Genomic DNA, 15,580 nt, shown 5'->3' on the forward strand with positions numbered 1-15,580 from the left:
TCTTGGTGGCGATCGGCTGGTTGTGGATCGCCGAGAACTGCTCCAGCGTCGGCCAGGGGTCGAAGTTGAAGGCCAGCGGGCAGTCATAGCCGGCGGCCTTCAGCTGCCGGGCGATCTGCTCGACGTCCTCCCAGGTCTCCGGCCCCTTGTCGCGGCCGATCTTGGCGAAGGCATCCTTGTTCCAGTAGAACAGCGCCGTCGACGAGTTGTAGGGGAACGACATCAGCTCGCCCTTCGACGTCGCGTAGTAGTTCGCGATGCCGCCGAAATAGTCGTCCCACTTGATGTCGTAGCCGTTGTCGGCCATCAGCTTGCGGGCCGGGACATAGGCGCCGGACAGCATCAGGTCCAGCGTGCCGGCATCGAACACCTGCACGACGGTGGGCTGCTTCTGGGCGCGATAGGCGGCGATGGCGTTCTGCACCGCATTCGGATAGCCGCCCTGGCCGACGCAGGTGATCTCGTAGTCGGCCTGGCTGTCGTTGAAGCGCTTGCAGGTGTCCTGCACCCGCTGCTCCAGGTCGCCGGTCAGCCCGTACCAGAACTCGAACTTGGTGCGCTCGGCCTGGGCCGGCTGCGCGAATACGGCGGCGGCAGCCAGCGCGAAGGCGGCCGCCGACAGCTTGGTCACGACGGTCATGTGTGTCTCCCCTTGGGCCGCCCGACGCGTCCCTCGATGGGCGGCGACGGGGCCGATCCCTACAGGGGGAAGATGACGTTTCGATTTAGCATTGGTATCGGCCGGATGACATTTGCTGCGGTCCGGCTGTGGATTAAGCGAATAAGTTCAAAGCATTAGACAATGGGCGAAAAGGTCCGGACCGGTGCTGGTCCGGCGCGGGTGCCCTGGGCTGCCGCCGAAACGCGAACGGCCCCGCCGAGGGGGCGGGGCCGCTGCGAAACTCGGGAGAGCCGTCGGGTCAGACGAACTGAACCGTGACGATCTCGTAGCTCTTGGAGCCGCCGGGGGTGGTGACCTCGACCTGGTCGCCCTCGGCCTTGCCGATCAGCGAGCGTGCCAGGGGGGCGGTGATCGACAAGCGGCCTTCCTTGATGTCGGACTCGTCCTGGCCGACGATCTGGTAGGTGATCTCCTCGTCGGTGTCCTCATCCGCCAGCGTCACGGTGGCGCCGAACTTTACAGTGTCGCCCGACAGCTTGGAGGTGTCGATGATGTCGGCCCGGCTGATCCGGTCCTCCAGCTCCATCACCCGGCCTTCGATGAAGCTCTGGCGCTCGCGCGCCGCGTGGTATTCAGCGTTTTCGGACAGGTCACCATGCTCGCGCGCCTCCGCGATCGCCTTGATCACCTCCGGCCGCGCCACGCTCTTCAGATGCTTCAACTCTTCCTGCAGCCGGTTGTACCCCGCCGCGGTCATCGGCACCTTTTCCATTGCGCTCCAGTCCCAAAAAGCCAAAAAGCGGTACACCCGGCGTCAAGGACGCCGGCCTCCAGACCTGCTCGTATCCCTGCCCCCGGTGCTACCGCGCCGAACCTAGGTAGGATTGCAGCGGGGCGACTTCAAGCGCCCCGGCCTTCAGCGCTGCGATCGCCTCCACGGTCGCGCGCGCTCCGGCCACGGTCGTCGAGTAGGGAATGTTATTGACCAGCGCGGCGCGGCGCAAGCCGAAGCTGTCGCGCACCGTCTGGGCGCCGTCGGTGGTGTTGAACACCAGCTGGACCTCGCCGTTCAGGATGGCGTCGACGATATGCGGCTGGCCTTCCATCACCTTGTTGATGCGCCGGACCTTGAGCCCGCCCTCCTCCAGCGCCCGGGCGGTGCCGCTCGAGGCCAGGATCTCGAAGCCCAGCTCGGCGATGCGCCGGGCGATCGGCAGGATCGCCGTCTTGTCCCGGTCCTTGACCGAGACGAAGACGGTGCCGGACAGCGGCACCTTCTGGTTGGCGCCCAACTGGCTCTTGGCGAAGGCGCGGCCGAAGTCGCGGTCCAGCCCCATGACCTCGCCGGTCGACTTCATCTCCGGCCCCAGGATGACGTCGACGCCGGGGAAGCGGTTGAACGGGAACACCGCCTCCTTCACCGCCGTATAGGGCGGGGTCGGGCCGGCCAGCGGGAAGTCGGCCAGCTTCTCGCCGGCCATCACCCGGGCGGCGATCTTGGCGATCGGCGTGCCGGTCGCCTTGGCCACGAAGGGCACGGTGCGGCTGGCGCGCGGGTTCACCTCGATGACGTAGACCTCGTTGTCCTTGACGGCGAACTGGGTGTTCATCAGGCCGATGACGCCCAGCCCGTCGGCCAGCATCCGGGTCTGGCGCTCGATCTCATGCACCACGAAGGCGGGCAGGGAATAGGGCGGCAAGGCGCAGGCGCTGTCGCCGGAATGGATCCCGGCCTCCTCGATATGCTCCATGATGCCGGCGACATAGACCTGCTCGCGGTCGCGCACCGCGTCGACATCGACCTCGATCGCGTCCTGCAGGTAGCGGTCGATCAGCACCGGGTTGCGGCCGGAGACCTTGACCGCGGTGGTGATATAGCGGCGGAAGCCCTGCAGGTCGTGCACGATCTCCATGCCCCGGCCGCCCAGCACATAGGATGGGCGCATCAGGCAGGGGAAGCCGACCTCCTGCACGATCGCCTCGGCCTCCTCGACCGAATGGGCGATGCCGCTCTTCGGCTGGCGCAGGCCCAGCCTGTCCAGGAGATCGCGGAAGCGCTCGCGATCCTCGGCCAGGTCGATCGCGTCCTTCGGCGTGCCCAGGATCGGGATGCCGGCCTCCTCCAGGTCATGCGCCAGCTTCAGCGGGGTCTGGCCGCCGAACTGGACGATCACGCCCTTGACCGTGCCGCGCTCCTGCTCGACCCGGATCAGCTCGATCACGTCCTCTGCGGTCAGCGGCTCGAAATACAGCCGGTCCGAGGTGTCATAGTCGGTCGACACCGTCTCCGGGTTGCAGTTGACCATGATGGTCTCGTAGCCGGCCTCCTTCAGGGCATAGGCGGCGTGGACACAGCAATAGTCGAACTCGATGCCCTGGCCGATCCGGTTCGGGCCGCCGCCGAGGATGACGATCTTCTCGCGGTCGGTCGGGTCGGATTCGTCCTCGCCCTCGTCGAAGCCGGCCTCGTGGGTCGAGTACATGTAAGGTGTGGCCGAGGCGAACTCGCCGGCGCAGGTGTCGATGCGCTTGTAGACCGGGGTGACGCCCAGGCCGCGGCGGGCCGCGGCGGCCTCGGCTTCGGACACGTCCGCCAGCTTCGCCAGCCGGGCGTCGGAGAAGCCGAGGCGCTTCAGCCGGGCGAAGCCCTGCGCGTCCTCGGGCAGGCCGTAGCGCCGCACCTCCTCCTCCGCCGCGACGATCCGCTCGATCTCGCGCAGGAACCAGGGGTCGAACTTGCAGGCGGCGCGGATCTCCTCGACCCCGAGGCCCAGGCGCATCGCCTGGGCGATCACCAGCAGCCGGTCATGGGTCGGGCGGGCCAGGGCGGCGCGGATCACCTGCGGGTCCGGCGCGTCCATCGCCAGGCCGGGGATTTCGATCTCGTCCAGGCCGGACAGGCCGGTCTCCATCGACCGCAGGGCCTTCTGCAGCGCCTCGGGGAAGCTGCGGCCGATCGACATCGCCTCGCCGACCGACTTCATGCTGGTGGTCAGGGTCGGCTCGGCGCCCGGGAACTTCTCGAAGGTGAAGCGCGGCATCTTGACGACGACATAGTCGATCGTCGGTTCGAAGCTGGCCGGGGTCACCTTGGTGATGTCGTTGGCCAGCTCGTCCAGCGTGTAGCCGACCGCCAGCTTGGCCGCGACCTTGGCGATCGGGAAGCCGGTCGCCTTGGAGGCGAGGGCGGAGGACCGGCTGACCCGCGGGTTCATCTCGATCACGACCATGCGGCCGGTCTCGGGGTCGACCGCGAACTGGACGTTCGACCCGCCGGTGTCGACGCCGATCGCGCGCAGCACCGCGATCGAGGCGTCGCGCATCCGCTGGTATTCCTTGTCGGTCAGCGTCAGGGCCGGGGCCACGGTGACGCTGTCGCCGGTGTGGATGCCCATCGGATCGACATTCTCGATCGAGCAGATGATGATGCAGTTGTCCGCGCGGTCGCGGACCACCTCCATCTCATATTCCTTCCAGCCGAGGACGGATTCCTCGATCAGCACCTCGCGGGTCGGGCTGGCGGCGAGGCCGGAGCGGACGATCTCCTCGAACTCGACCCGGTTGTAGGCGATGCCGCCGCCGGTGCCGCCGAGGGTGAAGGACGGGCGGATGATCGCCGGCAGGCCGACGGCCGGCAGCGCGTCGATCGCCTCGGACAGGGTGTGGACCACCGCGCTCTTCGGCGATTCCAGGCCGATCTCGTCCATGGTCTCGCGGAACTTGGCGCGATCCTCCGCCTTCTCGATGCTCTCGCGCTTGGCCCCGATCAGCTCGATCCCCAGCCGCTTCAGCGTGCCGTTCTCGGCCAACGCCATGGCGGTGTTCAGCGCCGTCTGCCCGCCCATGGTCGGCAAGAGCGCGTCCGGCTTCTCCTGCTCCAGGATCCGGGCGACGATCTCCGGCGTGATCGGCTCGATATAGGTCGCATCCGCCAGCTCCGGATCGGTCATGATCGTCGCCGGGTTGGAGTTGACCAGGATGACGCGGTAGCCCTCCTGCTTCAGCGCCTTGCAGGCCTGGGCGCCGGAATAGTCGAACTCGCAGGCCTGGCCGATGACGATCGGACCGGCGCCGATGATGCAGATCGAGCGGATGTCGGTGCGCTTGGGCATGGGGGCGGCCTGCTGGGTACAAGGGGGCACGCTCCCGAAGGAGCGCGCTCTTATAAGGAAGGAACGCGCGCGGGGAAAGCCCCGGGGCGGCCGCATGGCGCAGGGCAGGGGCGACCTGTCGTCATCCGGACACTGGTGAAATCCACGCGGAGGCCCCATTTCCTGCGCATCATCGGGTGGAGGGCGGCATGGCGAAACCGGCGCAGGCGACGCCCCTCGGCGTCCTGGGTGCCATGGAGCGGGAGGAGCGGGACGGCCTGTCCTACGTCTTCTACGGCCGCGTCCTGGTGCTGGCGCTGCTGGCCGTCTATGTCGCCATCTGGATCCCGGTCGGGCGGTCGGTGGCCTATATCGGCCTGATGGCCGTCTTCCTCGTGCTCGGCCTGATCCCCTATCTGCTGCAGCGGCGCGGCAGCATCGGCGTCTGGGGCGTCGGCGCCTTCCTGGTGCTGGACGCGGTGGTGCTGACCTTCGTCATGGTGGCGCCGAACCCGCTGTTCGGCTCCGAGCTGCCGGTCCAGTTCACCCAGCGAATCCCGAACTTCCTGTTCCTCCTCCTGTTCCTCTGCGGTGTGGCGCTCAGCTATTCGCCCAAGCTGGTGCTGCTGGTCGGCGGGGCCCTGACAATCTCCTGGTCGCTCGGCTTCGCCTGGCTGGCGACGCGCCCGGACAGCATCGTCACCAGTGCCAACGACGTGGTCGACGGTCCGAACCCCAACGCCATGCGCATCGCGATGTCGCTGGATCCGCACGCCGTCAGCAGCACGCTGTGGATGATCCAGACCGTTGTCCTGGTGCTGATGACGCTGGTGCTGGCGCTGGCGGTGTGGCGGTCGCGCAAGCTGGTCGGGCGGGCGGCGCGGATGGAGGCGGCCAAGGCGGCGCTGTCGCGCTACTTCTCGCCCAACCTGGTCGGCCGGCTCGCCGCCTCGGCCGCGCCGCTCGGCGAGATCCAGCGCCAGCCGGCGGTGATCCTGTTCGTCGACATCGTGGGATTCTCCGGCCAGGCCGAGGGACTGGCGCCGGAGCGGGTGGTGGCGCTGCTGCGCAGCTTCCACCGCCGCATGGCGCAGCAGGTCTTCGCCCATGAGGGCACGATCGACAAATATATCGGCGACTGCGTCATGGCGACCTTCGGCACGCCGCAGCCCGGCCCGCGCGACGCCAGCAACGCGCTCAGCTGCGCCCGGGCCATGTGCGATGAGGTCGAGCGCTGGAACGCCAAGCGCCAGGCGCGCGGCGCGGCACCGATCGAGGTCGGCATCGGCCTGCATTACGGGCTGGTGGTGATGGGCAATATCGGCGACGAGCGGCGCCTGGAATTCGGCGTGGTCGGCGACACCGTCAACGTCGCCAGCCGGCTGGAGCGGCTGAGCCGGCGCCTCGATACGAGGGTGGTGGCCAGCGACGCCGCGGTCATCCAGGCCGGGCGCGAGGGCTGCGCGCCGGAGGTGCTGGGCGCCTTCGGCCCGGCCGGCCAGACCGAGATCCGCGGCCGGCAGGAGACGCTGGCGATCTGGACCCTGGCCGCGGCCGCCGCGATGCCGCAGGATCGGATCGCCATCGCGGAATAGGGAGGTCAGAATGGGCAGCACCGAAGGCCTGCGCCGCCGGCCGGCGGGCGAGACCACTGTGGCGCTGCCGTCCGGCGCCGCCATGCCGATCCTGGGGCAGGGCACCTGGGGCATGGGCGAGGACCGGCGCCGGGCGAAGGAGGAGGCGTCGGCGCTGGCTGCCGGGCTCGACCTCGGCCTGACCCTGATCGACACCGCCGAGATGTATGGCGAGGGCGGGGCCGAGGAGGTGACGGGCCAGGCCATCCGCGGCCGCCGCGACGGCGTTTTCCTGGTCAGCAAGGTCTATCCGCACAATGCCGGCTTCGCCGCCGCCATCGCCGCCTGCGAGCGCAGCCTGCGCCGGCTCGGCACCGACCGCATCGACCTGTACCTGCTGCACTGGCAGGGCCGCGCGCCCTATGCCGAGACCATCGAGGCGTTCGAGCGGCTGCGTGAGGACGGCAAGGTGGTCGACTGGGGCGTCAGCAACTTCGACCTCGACGACCTGGAAACCTGGACCGGCGAGGCGGGCGGCGCGCGCACCGCGGCCGACCAGGTCTGCTACAGCCTGTCGGCCCGGGGCATCGAGTGGGATCTGCTGCCCTGGTGCCAGGATCGCGGCCTGCCGGTAATGGCCTATTCGCCGCTCGGCCAGGGCCGGCTGCTCGGCAACCCGGCCCTCGTCGCGGTTGCGCGCCGGCACGGCGTGGCGCCGGCCACCGTGGCGCTGGCTTGGCTGCTGACCCGGCAGGGCGTCGTCGCCATCCCGAAATCCAGTCGGGTCGAGCGGCTCCGCGACCATCGCGCGGCGCTGGACCTCGTCCTCGACGACACGGACCTAGCGGCGCTGGACCAGGCCTTCCCGCCGCCGCGCCGCAAGACGCCGCTCGCTATCCTCTGACCGCCGGCCGTTTCAGAGAGCGAGCCCATCTTCGCCGTCATTCCCGCGAAAGCGGGAATCTCTTTCCGGTCGGAGCGTCGCGAGATCCCCGCTTTCGCGGGGATGACGGATTGGCGATTTCGAACAGGTCTCTCCGAAAGTCAGCCTCGGGATCGCTTGGCCATGCGTTGGCAGGGCCGGGTGGCGATCCGGCTGCCTTTGTGCGCCAGTTGATATCCTTACTGAAAATTGAGAATTCATGAAGATCTGCAATCTGGGATGAATTCGAATTGTGGCCTCTTTGTGATATCTTCGTGTCTTAAAAGAAATCTGGCGGCGCTCCAGCTTGGTTCGAGGGTGTATGCTTGCCGTTGTAGTCAATCAGGACGACGGAATCTTCGATATAGGGCGTGAAATGAGGGAGCCGGCTGTTTCCCAAGAGACTTCGCCGGTTGATGAAAGAGGGATCACCCCTATGTTGTCTCGAATGAAGCGTCTTTTCCTTGCCGCTTCGGCGGCCCTGCTCCTCGCCGGCGCGACCGGCGCCGCTGTCGCCCAGGAGCGGGCGCCCACACTCGCCCCGGCCGTGTGGACCGGCCAGGCCGATGCGAGCCTCGCCACCAAGGTGGATTGGCGTCGCGACCATTGGCGTCGGGACTGGCGCCGCGACAGCTGGCGCCATGACCGCCGCGACTGGGGTCGGGACCACTGGCGCAACGATCGCTGGCGCTCGCAGCACCATGACTGGCGCTGGCGCGACGACCGCCGTCCCTATCGCACCTGGCGCTGACAATCGCGCGATCCGAGGACGATGAAGGCGGGCTTTCCAACGGCTGGCCTTCCGTCCCGGCCTCTCGTCGATCATTGGAAAGGGATCAGCCCATGCTGTCTGGCATGAAGCGTCTTTTCATGGCCGCTTCGGCGGCTCTGCTCCTCGCCGGCGCCTCCGGCGCCGCTGTCGCCCAGGACCGGGCGCCTGCGCCCGTCGCCGCCCCGGCCGTCTGGAATGGCCAGGCCGATGCGAGCCTCGCGACCAAGGTGGATTGGCGCCGCGACCACTGGCGCCACGACCGCCGGGACTGGCGCCGCGATCATTGGCGTCGCGACCATTGGCGCGGCGATTGGCGCCGTGACCACTGGCGCCGGGATTGGCGGCGCGATCACTGGCGCCACGAGCGCTGGCGGCATCACAACCGCTGGGGCTGGTACTGACCCCGGCACTTTTCGGGAATGAACGAGGCCGGCCCCGCGGGGCCGGCCTTTTTCGCGGTCACATCCGGACCGGGTCCGGCAGAGGCGAGTCGGGCGCGCCCGGCGGCACCTCCGGCGGCGGCTGGCCCGGCTGGTCCGGTGGGGTATCCGGCCGCGGATTCGGCATCGGCGGCCGGGTCGGGTCGTCCGGCGGCGGCTTCGGGTCGCTCATGGCGAGACCTTCCTGTGCGGCGATGCTCATGAATGGGCGTGGTGCTCGTGGCGCTTGCGGGTCGCCGCGGCCTTCTTCGCCGAGGCGCTGCGGGCCGCGGCGGGCCGCTCGGCCGAAGCCTTGCCGCCCAGATGGCCGCCCTTCCGCGACGAGGCGTGGCTCTCCGCCTTGCCGCGGCCGGAGCCGCTCTTCTTGCCGCCGCCGCTCTCCTTGTTGACGGTGGCCCAGGCCCGGCGCTCGGCCTCGTTCTCCGAGACGCCCCGGGCCTCGTAGCCCTCCTCGATATGCTCGGCCTTGCGCTTCTGCTTGTCGGTGTAGCTCGACTTGTCGCCGCGCGGCATGGATGCCTCCATTCCGGTTGTCGGCTGCCCGGCGCGTCCGGGCGCCCTCCCTGAAGCAATCGGCGGTCCGCCGGAGCGGTTCCGGGGAACCGCCCGGCGGCCGCGGCCATTCCCTGAAGGAGACCACTCTTTCGGAGGCACGACATGCAGACCGAGACAGCCCGTGATCTCAGCAGCCGGGAAACCCATCGGCTGATCGCCAGCGACAAGGTCGAGAACACCCCCGTGCGGCGCCCGAACGGCGACCGGATCGGCACGATCCAGCGGGTGATGATCGACAAGCGCACCGGCCGGGTCGGCTATGCCGTCATGACCTTCGGCGGCTTCCTCGGCATCGGCGAGGACTACTACGCCCTGCCATGGTCGATGCTGACCTACAACGAGGCCCTCGACGCCTATGAGCTGGACGTGACCGAGGACCAGCTGCGCGGCGCCCCGGCGCATGACCGCGGCGAGCGCTTCGACTGGGACGACCGGCAATGGGCGCAGCAGGTGCACGACTATTACCGCGTGCCGCCCTACTGGATGTGACGACAAGCTCAGGCTGGGAGAACTTGGGGCGGCCACCGGGCCGCCCTCTTTCTGTCGGCTACACGACCCACCAGAGCAGGATGATGCCGAAGAGCACGACCACGAGGCCCATCGACAGGTGCAGCACCCAGCGCATATGGCCGCTGGTCTCGCCCTGGCGGGCCTCGGTCTTGTTGAGCGTCGGCGGTGTTCGGTCGTCCGGCATGTCGCCTCCTCGCTGCGATGGCCTCTGCAAGGCAACGGCAGCGGGGAAGGGCCGGTTCCTAGCCCAGCGGCGGGTCGACGGGTTCGGGGTTGGTCAGCGCCGTCAGCACGTGGTCGCGCCAGGCGCCGCCGATGAACAGGTAGTCCTTGGCATAGCCTTCGCGGACGAAGCCCAGCCGCTGCAGCAGCGCCGCGCTGCGGGCGTTCTCCGGCAGGTGGTTGGCCATCAGCCGGTGCAGGGCCAGCGGGCCGAAGGCATAGCGGATCGCCATCTCCAGCGCCTCGCGCATCAGCCCCTGGCCCTGCTGCGCCGCGCCGATGTGATAGCCCAGCGTCGCCGCCTGAAAGGCGCCGCGCGACAGCATGTTCAGGTTCAACTGGCCGACGATGCCGTCCCAGGGCCGGTCGACCAGCCGCAGCACCAGGCGCACGGCACGGTCGTCCAGGAACAAATCGGCCGCCTCGGCGCCCCAGCGCCGCCAATGCGGCTCGGTCCGCCAGGCGGCCGTCCTTGGCGGCATCCAGGGGCCGAGATGGTCCCATTCCCGGTGGTGGAAGGCGGCAAGGTCCGCGCCGTCCGCCGGGCCGGCCAGCGTGAGGAGGACCCGGGGGCCCAGCAGGCGCGGCGCGGCGGGGTGCGGCATCAGCGTTTGTGGGCGTCGATCAGGTCTACGAAGCGCTGGAACAGGTAGTGGCTGTCCTGCGGGCCCGGGCTGGCCTCCGGGTGGTACTGCACCGAGAACACCGGCCGGTCCTTCAGCCGCAGCCCTTCATTCGAGCCGTCGAACAGGCTGACATGGGTGACCTCGACCGTGTCCGGCAGGCTTTCCGCCAGCACCTGGAAGCCGTGGTTCTGGCTGGTGATCTCGACCTTGCCGGTGGTCAGGTCCTTGACCGGGTGGTTGGCGCCGCGATGGCCGCGCGCCATCTTGCCGGTGGTGCCGCCCAGCGCCAAAGCCAGCATCTGGTGGCCGAGGCAGATGCCGAACATCGGCAGCCCGGTGTCCAGCAACGCCTTGATCGTCGGCACGGCGTATTCGCCGGTCGCCGCCGGGTCGCCCGGGCCGTTGGCCAGGAACACCCCGTCCGGATTGTGGCTCAGCACGTCCTCGGCGGTCGCGGTTGCCGGCACCACGGTGACGTCGCAGCCGGTCGAGGCCAGGCAGCGCAGGATGTTGCGCTTGGCCCCGAAATCGATCGCCACGACCTTGCGCTTCGGGCTCTCCAGCGTGCCGTAGCCGGTGCCCTGCTCCCAGCGCGTCTGGTCCCAGCGATAGGTCTGGGTGCAGGACACCTCCTTCGCCAGGTCCATGCCCTCCAGGCCCGGCCAGGCCTGGGCCTCGGCCAGCGCCGCGGCGATGTCGAAATCGCCGTTGGGGGCGTGGATCACCACCCCGGTCGGGGCGCCGGCGTCGCGGATCCGGCGGGTCAAAGCGCGCGTGTCGACCCCGGCGATGCCGACCAGGCCGAAGGATTGCAGCCAGTCGTCGAAGTCGCGCGCGGCACGCCAGTTCGACGGCTCGGTAATGTCGTCGCGCAGCACCAGGCCGCGCGCCGCGGTGGTTCCGGTCTCGACATCCTCGGGGTTGGCGCCGACATTGCCGATATGGGGGAAGGTGAAGGTGACGATCTGCCCGGCATAGGACGGATCGGTCATGATCTCCTGGTAGCCGGTCATCGAGGTGTTGAAGCAGACCTCTCCGATCGCCTTGCCGGTGGCGCCGATGCCTCGGCCCCAAAGCACCGTGCCGTCGGCGAGCACGAGCGCCGCAGTGGCGCCGGGAGGCGGAGCGGTGTGGGTCATGGCAACCTCGGAATGAATTTCCAGGCATAAAGCACGGACGACGGCGAGATTCCAGCCCCTGATGCCCGCGCTGGCGGAATGGCCGCCCCCTTCTCTTGCCTATCCCGGCCGGATGGCCGACAGTCCCGCCGCTTCTGTCAGGAGGATCCGACCATGCTGCGCCCCCAGTTCACCGACGCGCTCAAGGAGGCGATGAAGGCCAAGGACGAGCGCACGCTCTCGACCGTGCGGATGATCATCGCCGCGCTCAAGACCAAGGACATCGACGCCCGCGCCAAGGGCAACACCGACGGCATCCCGGATGAGGAGATCCTGTCGATGCTGCAGACCATGGTGAAGCAGCGGCGCGAGAGCATCGCCCTCTACCAGCAGGGCAACCGGCAGGACCTGGTCGACAAGGAGCAGGCCGAGATCGCGGTGATCGAGCGCTGGCTGCCCCAGGCGATGGACGAGGCCGAGACCGCGGCCGCGATCGGCACGGTTATCAAGGACCTCGGCGCTGCCGGCATGAAGGACATGGGCAAGGTGATGGCCGAGCTGAAGACCCGCTATGCCGGCCGGATGGATTTCTCGAAGGTCTCGGCCGCGGTGAAAGCGCAGCTGGGCTGAGGAGCAGGTCCCGCATCGTCATGCCCGGGACGCGCGGGTCTCCATAACCGCTGACCTGCGGAGCGGGAATCGCGTTACGCTGTTGCGTTCCCGCCCGCTAGAACCGCCGCATGTCCCTTCCTCCCGGCTTCCTCGAAGAGCTGCGCACCCGCCTCCAGGTGTCCGACGTGGTCGGCAAGCGGGTGCCGCTGCAGCGCAGCACCAAGGGCGAGTTCAAGGCCTGCTGCCCGTTCCACAAGGAGAAGACGCCGAGCTTCACGGTCAACGACCAGAAGGGCTTCTTCTACTGCTTCGGCTGCGGCGCCACCGGCGACGTCATCAGCTTCGTCATGCAGCACGACCGCCTCTCCTTCATGGAGGCGATCGAGACGCTGGCCTCCCAGGCCGGGCTGGAGGTGCCGAAGGCGGCGCCGGAGGATCGGGCGAAGTTCGAGCGTCAGAAGACGCTCTACGACGTGGTCGAATCCGCCTGCGCCTTCTTCGAGGCCGAGCTGCGCGGCCCCGGCGGCCGGATGGCGCGCGATTATCTGAAGAGCCGCGGCCTGGACGGCGAGACGGTGTCGCGCTTCCGCCTCGGCTTCGCGCCCGGCGAGGCCGGCAAGCTGATCAAGCATCTGCGCGGCCAGGGCTTCCAGGACGCGATGATCGAGGAGGTCGGGCTGGCCCGCCGGCCGGATGACGGGCGCGACCTGTACTCCTTCTTCCGCAACCGGGTGATCTTCCCGGTCGCCGACAAGCGCGGCCGCACCGTCGCCTTCGGCGGCCGGATCATGGAGGGCGACGGGCCGAAATACATCAACAGCCCGGACAACCCGTTGTTCCACAAGGGCAATCTGCTCTACGGCCTGTCCCGGGCCCGGCAGGCCGCGTCCCAGGGCCAGACCGTGATCGTCGCCGAAGGCTATATGGACGTGATCGCCCTGGTCCGGGCCGGCTTCGAGGCGGCGGTGGCGCCGCTGGGCACCGCCCTGACCGAGGAGCAGATCGTCGAACTGTGGAAGATGGCGCCGGTGCCGGTGCTGTGCTTCGACGGCGACGAGGCCGGGCGGCGGGCCGCCTGGCGGGCGATGGACCGCATCCTGCCGCAGTTGAAGCCGGACCATTCGGCCCGCATCGCCTTCCTGCCGCAGGGCGAGGACCCGGACAGCCTGATCCGCGGCTCCGGCGGCGGCGCGGCGATGCAGTCGGTGCTGGACGGCGCCCTGCCGCTGGTCCGGGTGCTGTACGACCGCCAGACCACCATGCACCGTCTCGACACGCCGGAAGGCCGGGCCGGCCTGCGCGCCGGGGTCGAGGCCCAGGCCCGGCGCATCGCCGACCCCTCGGTGCAGGGCCAGTACCTGGCCGAGCTGCGGGCCCGCTTCGAGGAGGCCTACCCCTACCGGCCCAAGCGGCAGCAGGGGGAGTGGCGGCCGGGCGGCAAGCCGCCGCAGCCGGCCGGGCCCAAGCCGCAATCGATCCGCGACGAGCAGGACGACCGCCTGCCGTTCTGCGTGCTGCTGTGCCTGCTTGCCGCGCATCCTGGCCTCGGCGAGGAGGTCGGCGAGGGCTTCGCCATGCTGGAGATTCCCGATTCGGGCCTCGATTCGCTGCGCCAGTCGCTGCTGGCGCGACTCGGTGATTCGCATGGTCGCGACTCGGGGCGCGAATCGGCCGGACTTGATTCACAGCCGGGTCGGCCCTACCTGACTGTTCCCGAAGCCGATGGATTGCCGCCGGCGTTGGTCGATCGCATTCGCAGGAAATGGCCCTTCACCCGGCCGGAGGCCCCTCTGGAGGAGGCGCGCGCCGGCTGGGCCATGGTCATGGGGCATCTTGAGCTCCGCGCGCTGCGGCGCGAATTCGCGGATGCCGCGCGCGATTTGGCGCGGCAGGGCACGGAGGCCGCGCTGGAACGCTGGCATGGCCTGCGGCAGGAGATCGAGCGGCGGCAGGCGGTGCCGGGTGGGTTCTGACCCGGCCGGCCGGGATCGAGTCGAGACCGCGGCGCGGTCGGGGCAGGCATGATTCGAGTCGTGCCCCTTCCTTGCGCGCGGAAGCTTAGGTATGAGAGCCAACTTCGGGTCACTCCCGACGGCGGCGGGTGAAGGGGCACGGGTGCAGATGGCGACCAAGACAGCGGCAGCGGCGGAATCGGCCGAGACGCGCGAGGACAGTGCGGACGGCGCCTCGATGGACATCACCGTCCAGGCGGTGAAGAAGCTGATCGCCAAGGGCAAGGAGCGCGGCTACGTCACCATCGACGAGCTGAACGCCGCCCTGCCGCCGGACCTGACCTCGTCCGAGCAGATCGAGGACGTGACCTCGAACCTGTCCGAGATGGGCATCAACGTCGTCGAGAACGAGGAGTCCGACGACACCGCGGCCGCCGGCGGCGATGCCGATGGCGAGGGCCGCAACGCCGGCAACCTCGACGACGACGATGTCGGCCGCACCGACGACCCGGTGCGCATGTATCTGCGCGAGATGGGCTCGGTCGAGCTGCTGTCGCGCGAGGGCGAGATCGCCATCGCCAAGCGCATCGAAGCCGGCCGGGAGATGATGATCGGCGGCATCTGCGAGAGCCCGCTGACCATCCGCGCGATGATCGAGTGGCATTCCGCCCTGAAGGACGGGAAGATGCTGCTGCGCGACATCATCGACCTCGACGCCACCTACGGCGCCAGCCCGGAGGGCGAGGCCCTGGCCATGAGCGAGGGTGAGGCGGAGGCCGAGGAAGAGGCCGAGCCGGAAGCCGAGGGTGAAGGCGGTGAGGCCGCGGCCGGCGGCGGTTCCGGCGAGGAGGACGATGGCGGCATCTCCCTCTCCGCCATGGAGGAGGCGCTGAAGCCCCAGGTGCTCGAGACCTTCGAGGCGATCGAGCAGACCTACCAAAAGATGCACAAGCTGCAGGAGCAGCGCCTGACCCATATCCAGAAGGGCGAGGCGATCTCCAAGCAGGCGGACGCCAAGTACGACAAGCTGAAGGAGGACATGGTCCGCCTGATGGAAGGCGTGCACCTCAACAATGTCCGGATCGAGCAGTTGGTCGAGCAGCTCTACGGCCAGAACCGCAAGCTGATGGGCCTCGAGGGCCAGCTGATGCGGCTGGTGGTCGAGGGCGGCGTCAGCCGCGAGGCCTTCCTGCAGAACTATTTCGGCCATGAGCTCGACCCGAACTGGATCGAGCGGGTGCGCGGCCTCGACAAGAAGTGGGCCAAGTTCGTCGAGAAGAACGGCGCCGCCGCCCAGCGGGTGCGCGGCCAGATCAGCCAGATCTCGGACGAGGTCGGCCTGCCGATCTCGGAATACCGCCGCATCGTCTCGACCGTGCAGAAGGGCGAAAAGGAGGCCGGGCGCGCCAAGAAGGAGATGGTCGAGGCCAATCTCCGCCTGGTGATCTCGATCGCCAAGAAGTACACCAACCGCGGCCTGCAGTTCCTGGACCTGATCCAGGAAGGCAACATCGGCCTGATGAAGGCGGTGGACAAGTTCGAGTACCGCCGCGGCTACAAGTTC

At 68.8% G+C, this 15,580-nt stretch carries 16 protein-coding genes; 8 read left to right on the plus strand and 8 right to left on the minus strand.

The annotated features are described in order from the left end of the window. From ABDW35_RS16925 to carB, 3 genes are all read right to left on the minus strand, one after another. Positions 1-640: extracellular solute-binding protein (locus ABDW35_RS16925; protein ID WP_343715057.1), on the minus strand; the 640-nt coding region annotated here is incomplete at its 3' end. A gap of 280 nt (positions 641-920) precedes the next feature. After that, a complete protein-coding gene (greA, locus tag ABDW35_RS16930; protein WP_034844768.1) occupies positions 921-1,394 on the minus strand; it encodes a transcription elongation factor GreA in 474 nt (157 codons plus the stop codon). 88 nt (positions 1,395-1,482) lie between these two features. Further along, the gene (carB, locus tag ABDW35_RS16935; protein WP_343715058.1) at positions 1,483-4,734 is read right to left on the minus strand and encodes a carbamoyl-phosphate synthase large subunit; all 3,252 of its coding nucleotides are present in this window, start codon (positions 4,732-4,734) and stop codon (positions 1,483-1,485) included. A gap of 188 nt (positions 4,735-4,922) precedes the next feature. Between carB and ABDW35_RS16940 the strand changes: the two genes are divergently transcribed. From ABDW35_RS16940 to ABDW35_RS16955, 4 genes are all read left to right on the plus strand, one after another. After that, the gene (locus ABDW35_RS16940) at positions 4,923-6,308 is read left to right on the plus strand and encodes an adenylate/guanylate cyclase domain-containing protein (RefSeq protein ID WP_343715059.1); all 1,386 of its coding nucleotides are present in this window, start codon (positions 4,923-4,925) and stop codon (positions 6,306-6,308) included. Positions 6,309-6,390: 82 nt separating this feature from the next. After that, positions 6,391-7,191: an aldo/keto reductase gene (locus ABDW35_RS16945; protein ID WP_343715071.1), complete on the plus strand. Its 801-nt coding sequence runs from the start codon at positions 6,391-6,393 to the stop codon at positions 7,189-7,191. A gap of 466 nt (positions 7,192-7,657) precedes the next feature. After that, positions 7,658-7,960, plus strand: a complete 303-nt coding sequence (locus ABDW35_RS16950) for a hypothetical protein (RefSeq protein ID WP_343715060.1) — start codon at positions 7,658-7,660, stop codon at positions 7,958-7,960. A gap of 104 nt (positions 7,961-8,064) precedes the next feature. Then, positions 8,065-8,382 carry a hypothetical protein gene (locus tag ABDW35_RS16955; RefSeq protein ID WP_343715061.1) on the plus strand — a complete coding sequence of 106 codons (318 nt, stop codon included), beginning with the start codon at positions 8,065-8,067 and terminating at the stop codon, positions 8,380-8,382. A gap of 58 nt (positions 8,383-8,440) precedes the next feature. Here ABDW35_RS16955 and ABDW35_RS16960 read toward each other — a convergent pair whose 3' ends face one another. Both ABDW35_RS16960 and ABDW35_RS16965 read right to left on the minus strand, forming a co-directional pair. Then, positions 8,441-8,593, minus strand: coding sequence for a hypothetical protein (locus tag ABDW35_RS16960; protein ID WP_343715062.1), 153 nt, complete (start codon positions 8,591-8,593; stop codon positions 8,441-8,443). A 26-nt stretch (positions 8,594-8,619) separates the two neighbouring features. Then, positions 8,620-8,934: a plasmid stabilization protein gene (locus ABDW35_RS16965; protein WP_343715063.1), complete on the minus strand. Its 315-nt coding sequence runs from the start codon at positions 8,932-8,934 to the stop codon at positions 8,620-8,622. A gap of 144 nt (positions 8,935-9,078) precedes the next feature. Here ABDW35_RS16965 and ABDW35_RS16970 point away from each other — a divergent pair, with 144 nt between their 5' ends. Continuing rightward, positions 9,079-9,465, plus strand: a complete 387-nt coding sequence (locus ABDW35_RS16970) for a PRC-barrel domain-containing protein (RefSeq protein WP_343715064.1) — start codon at positions 9,079-9,081, stop codon at positions 9,463-9,465. A 58-nt stretch (positions 9,466-9,523) separates the two neighbouring features. On the opposite strand, the gene ABDW35_RS16975 is transcribed toward ABDW35_RS16970, so the two are convergent. From ABDW35_RS16975 to carA, 3 genes are read right to left on the minus strand one after another with little or no spacing between them, the layout of a single operon-like run. Beyond that, positions 9,524-9,670, minus strand: coding sequence for a hypothetical protein (locus ABDW35_RS16975; protein WP_343715065.1), 147 nt, complete (start codon positions 9,668-9,670; stop codon positions 9,524-9,526). Between the two features lie 58 nt (positions 9,671-9,728). Next, entirely contained in the window at positions 9,729-10,313 is a 585-nt protein-coding gene (locus tag ABDW35_RS16980; protein WP_343715066.1) for a GNAT family N-acetyltransferase, read from the minus strand. Further along, on the minus strand, positions 10,313-11,473 hold the full coding sequence (gene carA, locus ABDW35_RS16985) for a glutamine-hydrolyzing carbamoyl-phosphate synthase small subunit (RefSeq protein WP_343715067.1): 1,161 nt from the start codon (positions 11,471-11,473) through the stop codon (positions 10,313-10,315). Before carA ends, ABDW35_RS16980 begins: the two co-directional genes overlap by 1 nt. A 153-nt stretch (positions 11,474-11,626) precedes the next feature. On the opposite strand from carA, the gene ABDW35_RS16990 reads away from it, so the two are divergent. The 3 genes from ABDW35_RS16990 to ABDW35_RS17000 form a co-directional block, all read left to right on the plus strand. After that, on the plus strand, positions 11,627-12,082 hold the full coding sequence (locus ABDW35_RS16990; RefSeq protein WP_343715068.1) for a GatB/YqeY domain-containing protein: 456 nt from the start codon (positions 11,627-11,629) through the stop codon (positions 12,080-12,082). A 110-nt stretch (positions 12,083-12,192) separates the two neighbouring features. Beyond that, positions 12,193-14,037, plus strand: a complete 1,845-nt coding sequence (gene dnaG / locus ABDW35_RS16995; protein WP_343715069.1) for a DNA primase — start codon at positions 12,193-12,195, stop codon at positions 14,035-14,037. A 148-nt stretch (positions 14,038-14,185) separates the two neighbouring features. Continuing rightward, a partial coding sequence (locus ABDW35_RS17000; RefSeq protein WP_343715070.1) for a sigma-70 family RNA polymerase sigma factor occupies positions 14,186-15,580 on the plus strand: 1,395 nt, incomplete at its 3' end.

It is taken from the genome of Inquilinus sp., assembly GCF_039594555.1.
Lineage (GTDB): Bacteria > Pseudomonadota > Alphaproteobacteria > DSM-16000 > Inquilinaceae > Inquilinus.